This is a genomic window from Janthinobacterium sp. EB271-G4-3-2, from assembly GCF_020858035.1.
GTDB lineage: Bacteria > Pseudomonadota > Gammaproteobacteria > Burkholderiales > Burkholderiaceae_D > Janthinobacterium > Janthinobacterium aestuarii.
Genome location: NZ_JACYMG010000010.1, coordinates 117,100 through 129,768 on the forward strand (window position 1 = coordinate 117,100; position 12,669 = coordinate 129,768).

General features: G+C 62.3%; 10 protein-coding genes and 1 pseudogene. 7 read left to right on the forward strand and 4 right to left on the reverse strand.

All coding sequences use genetic code 11. The annotated features are described in order from the left end of the window. Window positions 1–107: 107 nt before the first annotated feature. The 4 genes and pseudogenes from IGS55_RS20345 to IGS55_RS20360 form a co-directional block, all read left to right on the forward strand. Window positions 108–1,346, forward strand: a pseudogene (locus IGS55_RS20345) (malic enzyme-like NAD(P)-binding protein); the annotation flags it as partial. A gap of 252 nt (window positions 1,347–1,598) precedes the next feature. Continuing rightward, on the forward strand, window positions 1,599–2,813 hold the full coding sequence (locus tag IGS55_RS20350; RefSeq protein ID WP_230518484.1) for an O-antigen ligase family protein: 1,215 nt from the start codon (window positions 1,599–1,601) through the stop codon (window positions 2,811–2,813). Window positions 2,814–2,864: 51 nt separating this feature from the next. Beyond that, window positions 2,865–4,598: a lipid A export permease/ATP-binding protein MsbA gene (gene msbA / locus IGS55_RS20355; RefSeq protein WP_230518483.1), complete on the forward strand. Its 1,734-nt coding sequence runs from the start codon at window positions 2,865–2,867 to the stop codon at window positions 4,596–4,598. Between the two features lie 35 nt (window positions 4,599–4,633). Beyond that, a complete protein-coding gene (locus IGS55_RS20360; protein WP_230518482.1) occupies window positions 4,634–5,734 on the forward strand; it encodes a glycosyltransferase family 9 protein in 1,101 nt (366 codons plus the stop codon). 15 nt (window positions 5,735–5,749) lie between these two features. Here the strand turns inward: IGS55_RS20360 and IGS55_RS20365 are convergent, their stop codons facing one another. From IGS55_RS20365 to IGS55_RS20380, 4 genes are all read right to left on the reverse strand, one after another. Next, window positions 5,750–6,364 (reverse strand): response regulator transcription factor, encoded by a 615-nt coding sequence (locus tag IGS55_RS20365; RefSeq protein ID WP_230518481.1) that lies wholly within the window; start codon window positions 6,362–6,364, stop codon window positions 5,750–5,752. Further along, window positions 6,351–7,946 (reverse strand): ATP-binding protein, encoded by a 1,596-nt coding sequence (locus IGS55_RS20370; protein ID WP_230518480.1) that lies wholly within the window; start codon window positions 7,944–7,946, stop codon window positions 6,351–6,353. The genes IGS55_RS20365 and IGS55_RS20370 overlap by 14 nt, the downstream gene beginning before the upstream one ends. A 119-nt stretch (window positions 7,947–8,065) precedes the next feature. Further along, window positions 8,066–9,454 carry a sensor histidine kinase gene (locus IGS55_RS20375; protein WP_230518479.1) on the reverse strand — a complete coding sequence of 463 codons (1,389 nt, stop codon included), beginning with the start codon at window positions 9,452–9,454 and terminating at the stop codon, window positions 8,066–8,068. Then, window positions 9,451–10,137 (reverse strand): response regulator, encoded by a 687-nt coding sequence (locus IGS55_RS20380; RefSeq protein WP_230518478.1) that lies wholly within the window; start codon window positions 10,135–10,137, stop codon window positions 9,451–9,453. Before IGS55_RS20380 ends, IGS55_RS20375 begins: the two co-directional genes overlap by 4 nt. A 157-nt stretch (window positions 10,138–10,294) precedes the next feature. On the opposite strand from IGS55_RS20380, the gene IGS55_RS20385 reads away from it, so the two are divergent. The 3 genes from IGS55_RS20385 to IGS55_RS20395 all read left to right on the forward strand — a co-directional run bounded on the left by IGS55_RS20385 (window position 10,295) and on the right by IGS55_RS20395 (window position 12,615). Continuing rightward, window positions 10,295–11,116 (forward strand): MipA/OmpV family protein, encoded by an 822-nt coding sequence (locus IGS55_RS20385; protein WP_189396616.1) that lies wholly within the window; start codon window positions 10,295–10,297, stop codon window positions 11,114–11,116. A 152-nt stretch (window positions 11,117–11,268) separates the two neighbouring features. Further along, a complete protein-coding gene (locus IGS55_RS20390; RefSeq protein WP_230518477.1) occupies window positions 11,269–12,267 on the forward strand; it encodes a VirK/YbjX family protein in 999 nt (332 codons plus the stop codon). A gap of 117 nt (window positions 12,268–12,384) precedes the next feature. Further along, the gene (locus IGS55_RS20395; protein ID WP_034747058.1) at window positions 12,385–12,615 is read left to right on the forward strand and encodes a DUF6139 family protein; all 231 of its coding nucleotides are present in this window, start codon (window positions 12,385–12,387) and stop codon (window positions 12,613–12,615) included. Window positions 12,616–12,669: the final 54 nt, after the last annotated feature.

The window sequence follows — 12,669 nt, forward strand, 5'->3', positions numbered from 1 at the left end:
CGGTTTTGTTACGCTTAAGTACAATCCAGCCTTGACAGTGTGCAAACGCTTGCATACCATGGCTCGGACTTACCACTCGGGCCATGCATGCCCTTCCCAGAATTCCTATGTCTACTTCGCACAGCAAGCACGCCGAACAGAACGGCGAAACCTTCAACCTGAAAGAAGCCGCCCTCGCCTATCACGCGGAACCCCGCGCAGGCAAGATTTCCGTCACGCCGACCAAACCGCTGGGCGACGCCCGCGCACTGACCCTGGCGTACTCGCCGGGCGTGGCATTTGCCTGCGAAGCCATCGTGGAAGATCCGCGCACGGCCGGCACCTACACGTCGCGCAGCAACCTGGTGGCCGTGATCACGAATGGCACGGCCGTGCTGGGCCTGGGCGATATCGGCCCGCTGGCCAGCAAACCGGTCATGGAAGGCAAGGCTTGCCTGTTCAAGCAGTTCGCCGACGTCGATGTGTTCGACATCGAACTGGCCGAGAACGATCCCGACCTGTTCATCGACACCGTCGTGCGCATGGAGCCGACCTTCGGCGGCATCAACCTGGAAGACATCAAGGCGCCCGACTGCTTCTACATCGAACAGCAATTGCGCAAGCGCATGAACATTCCCGTCTTCCACGACGACCAGCACGGCACGGCCATCATCGTCGCGGCCGGCATCCTGAACGGCCTGGAACTGGTGGGCAAGGATATCGGCAACGTCAAGGTGGCCGTCTCGGGCGCGGGCGCGGCCTCGATCGCCTGCCTGGACTTGCTGGTCTCGCTGGGCCTGAACAAGTCGCTGCTGAAAGTGTGCGACAGCCAGGGCGTGATCTACCCGGGCCGCGATGCCAACATGGAAGAAAACAAGGCGCGCTACGCGAACGACACGAGCGACCGCGACCTGGCCGATGCCATGGTCGGCGCCGACATTTTCATCGGCGTCTCGAAGGGTGGCGTGGTCAGCGCGCAGATGGTCGAATCGATGGCCGCCAAGCCCTTGATCTTTGCCCTGGCCAATCCGCATCCGGAAATCGCCCCGGAAAAAGTGCATGCCGTGCGCGACGACGCCATCGTCGCCACGGGCCGCTCGGATTACCCGAACCAGATCAACAACGTGCTGTGCTTCCCATACATCTTCCGCGGTGCGCTCGACGTGGGCGCCACCACCATCAACGAAGAAATGAAGCTGGCCTGCGTGCGCGCCATCGCCGCGCTGGCCAAGGAGCCGCTGCCGGGCCACGAGAGCAGCGCCTTGAGTCCGCTGCAACTGATACCGTCGCCATTCGACGAGCGTCTGCGCAGCTGGGTCGCGCCTGCCGTGTCGCAAGCGGCCATCGCCACCGGCGTCGCCACGCGCGTGCCAGCCACCGCCTGAGACGCATGACAGGTCTTGCGGCCTTAGCAAAATAACAGCAAGTTACCATTGCTTACAAAAAAACCATGGCTAAAAACCATGGTTTTTTACATTCTCCTCCTTGAGACCGTCTACATAGTTGTCGAAGAGTCAATTCCGTACGGGCGTTTTTGCAGCCACCTTCGATTACAATGACGCCTACTTTATGTTGCTACAGTTGCCATCATGGCGACACGTGCGTTACCAAGGATATTCATGCTCGGCCTGACCTCTGTTTGTGTTTTTCTCTTTTCGGCATTGGCGCTGGCTGTCAACAGCGGATATTCCCTTGGCGCGCTGGTTCTCCTGCTGGCCAGCAGCTGGCTGCTGTGGAAACGCCCCCGCCTGAACCTGCAACGCCGCGATTATCTGATACTCGGTACCCTGCTGCTGTACTTCGCCATCTTTACCGCCAATATGCTGTATCACGGCGATCCGGCACGCGAACTCGACATGCCCCTGCGGGCACTGCTGGCCGTGCCCGTGCTGCTGCTGCTGCTCGCCTATCCGCCGCGGCCTGCGGCCTGGTGGGGCGGTGTCGCCATTGGCGCCATCGGCGGTGCCACCCTGGCGTTTTGGCAATTCATCGTGCTGAACATGGAACGCCCCCAGGCGGCAACCAGCAACGCCATCCATTACGGCAATGTAAGCATGTTGCTGGGCATGCTATCGCTGAGCGGCCTGGTCTGGGCCCGCGAACAACGCCACCGTACGGCATGGTCAACGCTCTTGCTGGTCGGCGGCTTAGCCGGCATTCTCGGCTCTGTCATCAGCGGCAGCCGCAGCGGCTGGCTGGCCTTGCCCGTTTGCGCTGGCATCATCGCCCTGCATTACGCGAAAAAAGATGGCAAACGTTATATTGCCAGTACTGCCATCGCGATCATCGCCTTGGGTGCGGTCACTTACTCCATGCCTGATTCCCAGATACGCAAGCGCATGCATGCCGCTGTCGAGGAGACGCAGAATTTTGAACATGGCGCCGATCTCAAATGGTCGTCCGTCGGGCAACGCCTGGAAATGTGGCGCACGGCCTTGCTGATATCCCGTGACCATTTGGCGGTAGGTATAGGCCGTACCGGTTATCTGGAGGCGAAGCGCATCCTGGCGGCTGAAGGCAAGATGAGTAAGACAGTCGGCGAGTATACCAATGCCCATAACGACTATATTGACACGCTGGTCAAGCGTGGCGTCACCGGCCTGCTGGCACTGCTGGCGCTCTTCCTCGTTCCCTTGTCCCTGTTTGGCCGCGCCCTGCGCCACAGCGCTCCTGCAGCCCAGCCATATGCACTGGCAGGCGTGATACTGTGCAGCTGCTATATGATTTTTGGCCTGACGACGAGCTCGCTCACCCTGAATATCGGCATCATCATGCTGGTGTTCCCGATGGTGATATTGTGGGCCCTGTTGCGTCAGCAAGAGCGTACCGCTTGAGCTCGTTTTTCGCCTGACCGTTTTTGCGGCCCCCTGCAAGGAACCATACCGATGCTCACGCCCGACCTGAAGCGCCTCACCGCGCTGCACGCGCCGTATAAAAAACACCTGGCCCTGGCCCTGCTGGCGATGGTCGTCACGGCGGCCACGGAGCCGCTGCTGCCGTATGCGCTCAAGTTGCTACTCGACAATGGTTTTGGCGGCAAGGTGAGTTTTTCCTTCTGGCTAGTGCCACTGATCGTCATCGGCATCTTTGCCATCCGCGGCGCATCGACGTTTGCCAGCAGCTACCTGATGAGCTATGTCTCCACGCGCATCCTCAACGAATTGCGGCGCCGGATGTTTGCCAGCATGCTGAACTTGCCCATCGACTTCTACAACACGCACACGGTGGGCAAAGTCATCAACTCCATCATGTTTGAAGTGCAACAGATCATCGAGATGGTAACCAAGGTGTTTACCTCGATCGTGCGCTCCTCGCTGACCGTGCTGGGCCTGCTGGCGTGGCTGCTGTACCTGAACTGGGCACTGACCCTGGTCACCCTGGTGCTGCTGCCCGTGCTGACCATCGTCGTGCGCACCACGGGCAAGCGCCTGAAAAAACTCAACCGCGACTCGCTGGCCGTCAATGCCGAGCTGACCCAGGTCATCGAGGAAACCACGCGCGCGCAGCAAGTGATCAAGATCTTCGGCGGCCAGGCCTACGAGAAAGCCCGCTTCGAAGAGCGTGCCGAACAATTGCGCCGCTACAGCATGCGCATGACGACGACCTTTTCCGCCACTGTGCCCATCACGCAAGTGATCACGGCCGCCGCCGTGGCCCTGGTCATCGTGATGGCATTGTTCCAGTCGGAGCAGGGGCAGATCACGGTCGGCGGCTTTGTTTCCTTCATCACTGCCATGCTGATGCTGCTGACGCCCTTGAAGCAACTGGCCGAAGTCAACGGTCCCCTGCAGCGCGGCATGGCCGCGGCGGAAGAAGTCTTTTTGCTGATCGACAAGACGCCGGAACGCACGGGCGGCAAGCCCCTCGCTGGCCGCAGCAAAGGCTGCATCGCGTTCAAGGACGTGAGCTTTGCCTACCCCGGACATCCGGAGCCGGCCCTGCAGCACATCGACCTGAGCATCGCGCCAGGGCAAACGGTCGCCTTTGTCGGCATGTCCGGCGGCGGCAAATCGACCCTGGTCAGCCTGCTGCCCGGCTTTTACTCGGCCAGCAGCGGTGAAATCTTGCTCGATGGACAGAATATCGATGCCATCGCCCTGACCAGCCTGCGCAGCCAGATCGCCATGGTCAGCCAGCAGGTGGTGCTGTTCGACGATACCCTGGCGGCCAATATCGCGTATGGCGATGCGGCACCGGACCGGCAGCGCATCGAAGCGGCCGCCGCGGCAGCCTTCCTGTCGGACGTCATCGACGGTTTACCCGACGGCCTGGAAACGCGCCTGGGCGACAACGGTTCGCGCCTGTCCGGCGGCCAGCGCCAGCGCGTGGCCATTGCCCGCGCGATCTACAAGGATGCGCCCATCCTGATCCTCGATGAAGCCACCTCGGCACTGGATACGGAGGCGGAACGGGCCGTGCAAGCGGCACTCGAGCACCTGATGCAAGGGAAAACCACCTTGGTTATTGCTCATCGGCTATCAACAATTGAACGTGCGGACCGTATCGTGGTATTGTCACATGGGAAAATAATGGAAACCGGCAGTCACCAGCAACTATTGGATGCCAACGGCGCGTATGCCAACCTCCATCGCCTGCAATTTTCCCAGCAAGTGCTATGACACCACCGAATGAATACCTGAAATCGTACTGATACATGACGCCCTTGATTCCCGCCGAACTTCTACAAAAGTCGGACAAAATTCTTTTCATCGCCCATCTGGCGCTGGGAGACTTCACCTACCTGCAAAACGGTTTCCGCGCCTTTGCCGCGGCCTACCCGCATATCCAGATCCACCTGTGGGTGGACGAAGTACGCCGCACATCCGACGCCAAACAATGGGAAAGCTTGCGCACCTATTCGCTCTACGACTGGGTGGAACAGTCGGGCCTGTTTTCCAAGGTGTACCGCAAGACCTATAGCCCCGCGCTGTACGAAGAGTCACTGCGTGAAGCCAAGGCGGAGCACTATCCTGTCGTCGTGTCGCTTGCCCATGTACGGCCACAGCAATATGCGGACCTTGCCCGCGCGATCAGCCCGCACGGGCTGGTGATCGGCACGCGCAAGCCGTTCAGCCCGCTACGCCCCTGGCATTACCTGGCCTACCGCAAGATCGACGCCGTGCTGGCCTCGTATGCGGGACAGGATGCCGGCGAACACCATATCAGCAGCGTGTATGCGGACTGGTTCCATCAATTGACGGGACTCGACATTCCCGTGGCCGAACGCTATCCCTTCGTGCACATTCCCGAGCACGCATTGCAGCAGGCGCAGGAGCAGCTGGCCGCCTGGGGCTTTGCCCCGCGCCAGGGGCCGCTCGTGCTATTGAACCCGTTTGCCAAGTCGCACAAGCGCGGCTGGCCCCTGGAGCGCATTGCCGAGCTGATCACGCGCATGCAAGCGATGCCGAAATGGCAGCATGCCTGCTTCCTGATCAATGCCATGCCTCAGGAACTGGCCAAGGTGAATGCCGTCGTGCAGGCGCGCAACTTGCCGCGCACGCAAGCCTTCAGTGCCGTCGACAACTTTTTCCAGCTGCCGGCCATGCTGGCGCAATGCGACCTGATTATTTCGGTGGAAACATCAATCATGCATCTGGCGAACGCCGTGCATGTGCCCGTGGTGGCATTGATGCGCAAGAAGAATCCGGAATGGGCCCCCTTCGACAGCGCCAACAGCACCGTCATCACGGTGGCGCGGCGCAGCGACTGGGTCAAGGCGATTTCAAGCGACCAGGTATTGCAGACCATCGCCTAGAGAACGCTTCAGCGGCTAGCCGCCGGTGGCCAGCATGCTGATGCGCACCAGATCGGCCACATTATCGACGCCCAGCTTGTCCATCAGGCGCGCCTTGTGCACTTCCACCGTGCGCACGGAAATGCCCAGCGCCGGGGCGATATCGCGGTTGTGCTGGCCCGTCACCACCAACTGCAACACTTCGCGCTCGCGCGGCGTCAAGGCGCGCAGCAAGGCCAGCCCGTCCACCTGGCGCTGCAACTGGCCGCGCGCATGCGCCTCGCGCGAAAACGCTTCATCGATGGCGGCCAGCAACTTGTCGTGATCAAATGGTTTTTCCAGGAAATCGCTGGCTTGCGCCTTGAAGGCCTGGCGTGCCAGCGCCACGTCGCCGTGCCCCGTAATGATAATGATCGGCAGCAGGCATTTGCGCTCCAGCAAGCAGCGCTGCAGGCTCAGGCCATCCATGCCCGACATGCGGATATCGATCAGCAGACAGCCGGCCCACTCGGGCCGCCAGCTGTGCAGGAAATCCTCGCCGCAGGAAAACAGGGCCGTGCGGTAGCCGCGTATGCTCAACAGCAAACCCAGCGCATCGCGCACGGCGGGATCGTCGTCCACGATAAACACCGTCAAATTACTTGTCACCATACTCTCCCGTAGCGCCTGCACCGGCGTGCGCCAGGGGCAGGATAAAACGAAACATGCCATGCTTGCCCACTTCGGCCCAGAGCTGGCCGCCATGCGCTTCGACGATACTGCGGCTGAGCACCAACCCCAGCCCCAGGCCGCTGGCCTTGGTCGAGACGAACGGTTCGAACAGGCGTGCGGCCAGGCTGTTGGAAATGCCGGGGCCGCTATCTTCCACGGACAGGCGCAGCCGGCCGCCCTCGAGCGGCTCGGCCGAGACCGTAATCCGGCGCTGGCCGCGCGGCTGGCCCATCACCGCATCCTGTGCATTGGCCAGCAGGTTACGCAGTACCAGCTCGATTTGCAGGCGGTCCACGTTGACGGCCAGCGGCGACGGCGGCGCCAGCGCCAGCTCGATGCCATGCTCGTGGAACAGAGGCGTGAACTGGCGTGCCAGGCCCTCGATCAGCTCACTCGCCCGCACCGCCTCGAGCTGCATCGCGCCCGTGCGGAAAAAGTCGCGCAGGCGGCGCACCACGTCCGCGGCGCGTCCCGATTCGACGATCATGTGCCCGATGGCGCCTTGCAGCAAGGCGCCGCTCTCGCCCCGTTCCAGCAGGTATTCACACGCCTTGCCATAGGTCGACAAGGCCGTCAGCGGCTGGTTCAGCTCATGCGCCAGAGCGGCCGCCATTTCGCCGGCTGCCGCCAGGCGCAGCGTGTGTTTCAGTTCGTCGGCCACTTGCCGCATTTCATCGACGACGATGCCGATAAAAAAGCCCACCAGCGCCAGCACGGCATCGAGCAGCTGCAATTCATAAAACTGGATATCGACGGCATGCGTCCATTTCACCAAGGTGATGATGCATAGCTGCAATACAAATACGGCCAGCATGGCGCCGTGCAAGCCCTGGCGCGAGGCGGCCCAGATGACGGGAAGAAACAGGAAATAGAAATGCTTGTATTCGGAGCGCACGATGGAACCGAAGAGGCTCCACAGCACGAAGCTGGCCAGGGCCAGGTACGCCAGGGTTTCCCAGCGCCAGACGGCGGCATGCAGGCGCTCGCGCCCGCGCTCGCTGAACAGCACCCAGATCAGCGGCATCGACACCAGCATGCCGACCGTGTCGCCGATGCCGAAACGCCAGACGGCCGTGCCCCATTCGCCGGCCGGTATGCGCCCTGTGAGCGACAGCAAGGAAATATAGCCGAGCGCATTGAGCGCGGTGCCCAGCAGCACGATGAGAACCCAGGCGCTCAGGCGGCGCCGGTTGTCGAAGATGTCGCTGCTGCTGAAACTGCGGCGCAGGACTGCGCCGATACCGCCATAGCCGAGCACCAGCCACGCCGAACAGAGCAAGGTCAGGGGCAGGCCCGCCGGCATGCCGCGCACCAGCACCTCGCCGGCCACCAGGGCGATGAACCATGGCAGCGCCGCCTTGCGGCCATGGATCAGCCAAAACACGAGGCCCAGCGCGGGATCGGGATTCCACGGGGTAATGTTCAGCCCGTACATCGGATCGATATACGTGGCCCAGTCAAACAGCAGATACAGGCCGACAAAGGCGGGATACGGCAGGTAGCGGGACAGGAATAGACGCATAACGGTGTTTTTTTAACTGTCCCGCATTATGCATCGCAAGCGTGCGCCACGCCATGTCATCTTGCGTTATATGCACATGACATAATTTTCATGCAATATCACAAGACCTGCCAGCGCGGTCAGACCACGGCCAAGGGCAAGCGCACCTCCACCAGCAAGCCCAGGCCGCCGTTACCGCTGTGCAGCTGAATCGTGCCGCCATGCTGGCGCACGACGGAAGCAACGATGGACAAGCCCAGGCCACTGCCTGGCTGCGCCTGCTGCGGGGCGCGGAAAAAGCGGTCGAACACGCGGTCATACAGCGCCGGCGCGATACCCGGTCCCTGGTCGGCCACATGCAACACGGCCTGGCCCCGCTCCGCATGCAGCGACACCGTCACGCTGCTGCCGCGCGGGCTGTACTTGATGGCGTTTTCCACCAGATTGTCGATCAGCGAAACGAGGCTTTCGCGCTGTCCCGGCACGCTGAGCGAGACGCTGGCTTGCAACTCGAGCTCGATATCGCCCGCCTGGGCCAGGCCGGACAGGGCCGCCAGGCGGTCTTGCAGCAAGGTGTCGAGCGCCTGCCGCCGCGGCAACTCGCCCGCGCCCGCCTGCACTTCGCTGCGCGTCAGCTGCAGCAGCTGGCCCACCAGGCGCGCGGCCCGGTTGCCGCTGTTCAAGATACCGTCCAGCAGTTCTTGCTGGCGCGCATCATGTACCTGGCCCTGCAAGGCCTCGACATTCACGCGCATGGCTGCCAGAGGCGTGCGCAGCTCATGCGTGGCATCGGCGATGAAGCTGCGTTCGCGCGCGGCGCTGGCATCGACCCGCTGCAGCAGCGCATTGATATTGTCGACCAGCGCCGCCAGTTCGCCATGCGGCGGCTTGAACGCCAGCGGCCGCAAATCCTGCGGCCCGCGCGCCGCTACCTCTTGCGCCAGCTTGCGCCACGGGCGCATGGCAAGGCGGATCGACAGCCAGGCCGGCACCAGCAGGAACGGCAGGCTGATCAGCAGCGGCAGCAGGTAGTAACCGCGTGAATTGATCGTGATGAACAATTGCCATGCGCCTCCCGCTTCCAGCACCGTCACGCGCGTGCTGCCCTCGGCCAGGCTGCGGCTGCGCCAGGCCTGGCCCTTGACGTACACCACCTCCATCCGCTCCGGGCCGGCGCTGCGGATACCGCTGGGCGCATCGGGCGACTTGTAGACCAGCTTGCCTTCGCGCCAGACCAGGATGCGCGGCGCCAGTTCCGGCACCCGTCCCGTTTCAAACTCTTCGCGCAAGGCTGCGTCGATGGCGCGCAAGCTTTGTTCCTGGCGCTGCGGCTGCTCGGCCAGGTTATCGGCCACGCTGATAATGGCGTGCAGGACGCTGCGGCTCACATTGCTCGCTTCGTCCGCCCCCTCGACCATCACATACGCCACGGCCAGGCTCCACACCAAGGTCAGCATCAGCATTTGCGCCATCATCAGGCGGCGCACCAGGGTAGGCCGGCGCAGCATGGCCCAGAAACGCCCCATCATGCGCCAGTACCCGGCGCGGTGGACGGTTCGCCCTGCTGGTCGATGACATAGCCGACGCCGCGCACGGTGCGGATATACCCTTCTCCTATCTTGCGGCGCAGGTTGCCCATGTGCACATCGAGGGTATTGCTGGCATTGGCCAGTCCGCCCGGCAGGATATGTTCTTCCAGCACGCGGCGCGTGATGACCCGATTGGCGCGCATCAGCAAGGTCTTCAGCAGCGCATATTCACTGGCCGTGAGCTCCACGGGCCGGCCATGCACGCTGACACGGCGCGTGGGTACCTGCAGCAGCAGGCCGCGCAACTCGATGGTGTCGCCGTCGAAACCATAGCTGCGGCGCGCCAGCGCGCGCACGCGCGACAGCAGCTCGGCCAGCACGAAGGGCTTGACCAGGTAGTCGTCGGCGCCGCCGTCCAGGCCCCGCAAGCGCTGTTCCAGCGTGTCGCGGGCGCTGAGGATCAGCACGGGCAGGCGGGCCGCGCGCAAGCGGGCCAGCAAATCGAGGCCATCGCCATCGGGCAAGCCCAGGTCCAGCAACACCAGCTCGCAACTGTCGTGCTCGATGCTGCGCGCCGCATCCTCGAGGCTGCGCACCCAGACCACTTGCATGCCCTGGTCGCGCAAGGCGATCCGCACGCCATTGCCCAGGTCCATATCGTCTTCAATCAGCAGTATCTTCATGGTGAGTATTAAACCACCGCAAGCTGAAGAAAGGGTAAAGAAGCGCTCTTCATGCAATCTTAATAAAAGGCTCATTTTTCCTTCATGGCAAGGGCAGATACTGTCGGCAGTCAATCGAGCCACTCCGGACTCGGTTCTCCACCTGACGGAAAACTCCATGCACGCATCTACAACCTTGTTGACCTCGCTGGCACTGGCTTGCGGCCTGAGCTTGAATCCCCTGGCTGCCGCGGCGGCCGAACCGGCTGCGGAAAATGTCTTCACCATCGGCGGCGGTGTCGCCGCCGTGTCCAGCTATTCCGGCGCCGACAAGCTGTCGGCCTCGCCGCTGATCATTCTCGATTACGCGATGGCCAATGGCCTGTTCTTCAGCACCTCGCGCGGCATCGGCTATGGCGGCGAGGCCGGCCCTTTCAGCTACAGCGCTGCCTTGGGCTACCGCGGCAACCGCGAAGACCACAAGCGCAATGGCGCCAACGGCTGGGGCGGCAGCGATTACCTGAAAGGCATGGGCGAAGTCAAGGGTAACGCCAGCGCCCTGCTCAGCGTCGGCTATTCGCCATTGCCGGGCCTGTCGCTGAGCGTGTCGAGCGACATTCCCCTGTCGAACCGCGAAAATGGCGCGAACGTGCATTTCGAAGCGACGGGACAGGTCTACGGCAGGTCCGATGCCAAGGGCATGCAGAAGGACAGCGTGACCATCGGCGGCCAGCTGGCCTGGGGCGAGCGCAAATACGTGCAGACCATGTATGGCGTCACGGCCACCCAGGCCGCGAACACCTCGTTCAAGCAATACACGCCCAAGGCCGGTTTCTATGAAGCGCAAGCCACCGTCAACTGGGAGCACCGCTTCGATGCGCGCTGGGGTATCAATACCTTAATCGGTGTCGAGAGCCGCCTGGGCGACGCGGCCAAGAGCCCCATCGTGCAGCGCAAGACCTCGCCGATCGGCGCCGTGTACGTCACCTACCGCTATTAAAACAGGGCTGGCATAAGGGGAACCCGTACGCTGTTTCGCCAATTTACAGGGAGGGATGGCGTGCATAAGATGACATGGTTTTCCGACCATGAGCATCCCTTCCATGCATGCAGCACGCCTTGCCACGAAACGCCACGCCACGCCACGCCACGATGATGCCAACCATTACCCTGTCTGACGGCTTGATGGCGATGCCGAGCGGCATGCGCCGCTGGCGCGAACTGCTCAAGCTGCATCTGCGCGCCCGCGTGCAACAGCGCCAAACCCGACTATGGCTGCAACTGCTGAACTCGCATCCGGTGTTTCATGACCTGGTGCAAGCCTATCCGCACATGATCCACAAGGTCTACCGCCCTTACCTGAGCCTGACCTTGAATTGCCAGCAGCGCGTGGAATTGCTGGCCGAACACTACCATTTCATCTTGCAGCAAGGCTGGGGCAAGATGATGGGCCAAGCGGCACGCGGCCCCGTACGCCTGGGCACGGTGGCGGGCAAGTCGGGCGCGTCCTACCATTTGCAACTGTGTTCGCTGCATCCGATGGACCGCGAAGGCGAGATGGTGCTGCAACTGATGGATGACGACGATGTGCTCTATTCGATCGCCTTTTCCTTCTTCGGCAGCCAGCTGCGCACCACCTTGGGCATGCGCATCGGCTGCCTGCAAGGTCCGAAGGGCGAGGACAGCGCGCACCGCGTGCGCGAGGCAACGCGCGACTTGCACGGCATGCGTCCGAAGACCCTGATGGCGCGCCTGGTGCGCCAGCTGGGATACGAACACGGCTGCCGCAAGATGGTTCTTGTCGGCAATATCAACCGCGCCGTGCACCACTCCGCCAAGAAGGGCCGTCTGTTCGCCGACTACAATGCGTTATGGCAAGAACTGGGCGCGCAAGTGCGCCAGGATGGCGATTTTGAGTTGGCGTGCGAAAACCTGCCCTTGCCGTCGCTGCAAGAAATTCCTTCCAAGAAACGCTCGGAAGCACGCAAGCGCCACGAATTGACGCTGGCCATGATCGCCAGCCTGCGCAGCGGCCTCGACGCCCATCGCAGCCCGCCGCAAGCCGCCACGGCAGGTACTGCGGCGGCCGCCGGCGAGGCGCGGCAAGCGGCCATGCTTGATGACGACGACTACGCTTCCGTTGTCGCCTGAGCGTCCCCCCACCTGCGGCACACGCTACAACCCGTGCACGGCGCAATCCTGTTACGCTAGCGCTATCGGCATGCACTGCGGTGCGCCGGTTCCCCCAACGCTTACTAGGAGGCATTCATGCGCGTAGACATCTACCGCCGGGCCGAGCACGACGGCATTTTTTCCTACCTCGCCGTGCCGGAAGGAAAGCTCATTCCGGAAGAAGTGACCAATACCGACTGGCAGCTCGAAACACGCGCCAGCGAAGTGGCCGACGATGCCGAAATCTTGCCCGACTACCATATAGAACAGCCACACCAGCAGATCGCCGCCAAAGGCTATGCGATCACGGGCCTGAAAGACATGTAAACGAAAAAAGCCAAACCAGCATGTCCGCGGTTTGGCTTTGTTGTATGCCGGGTG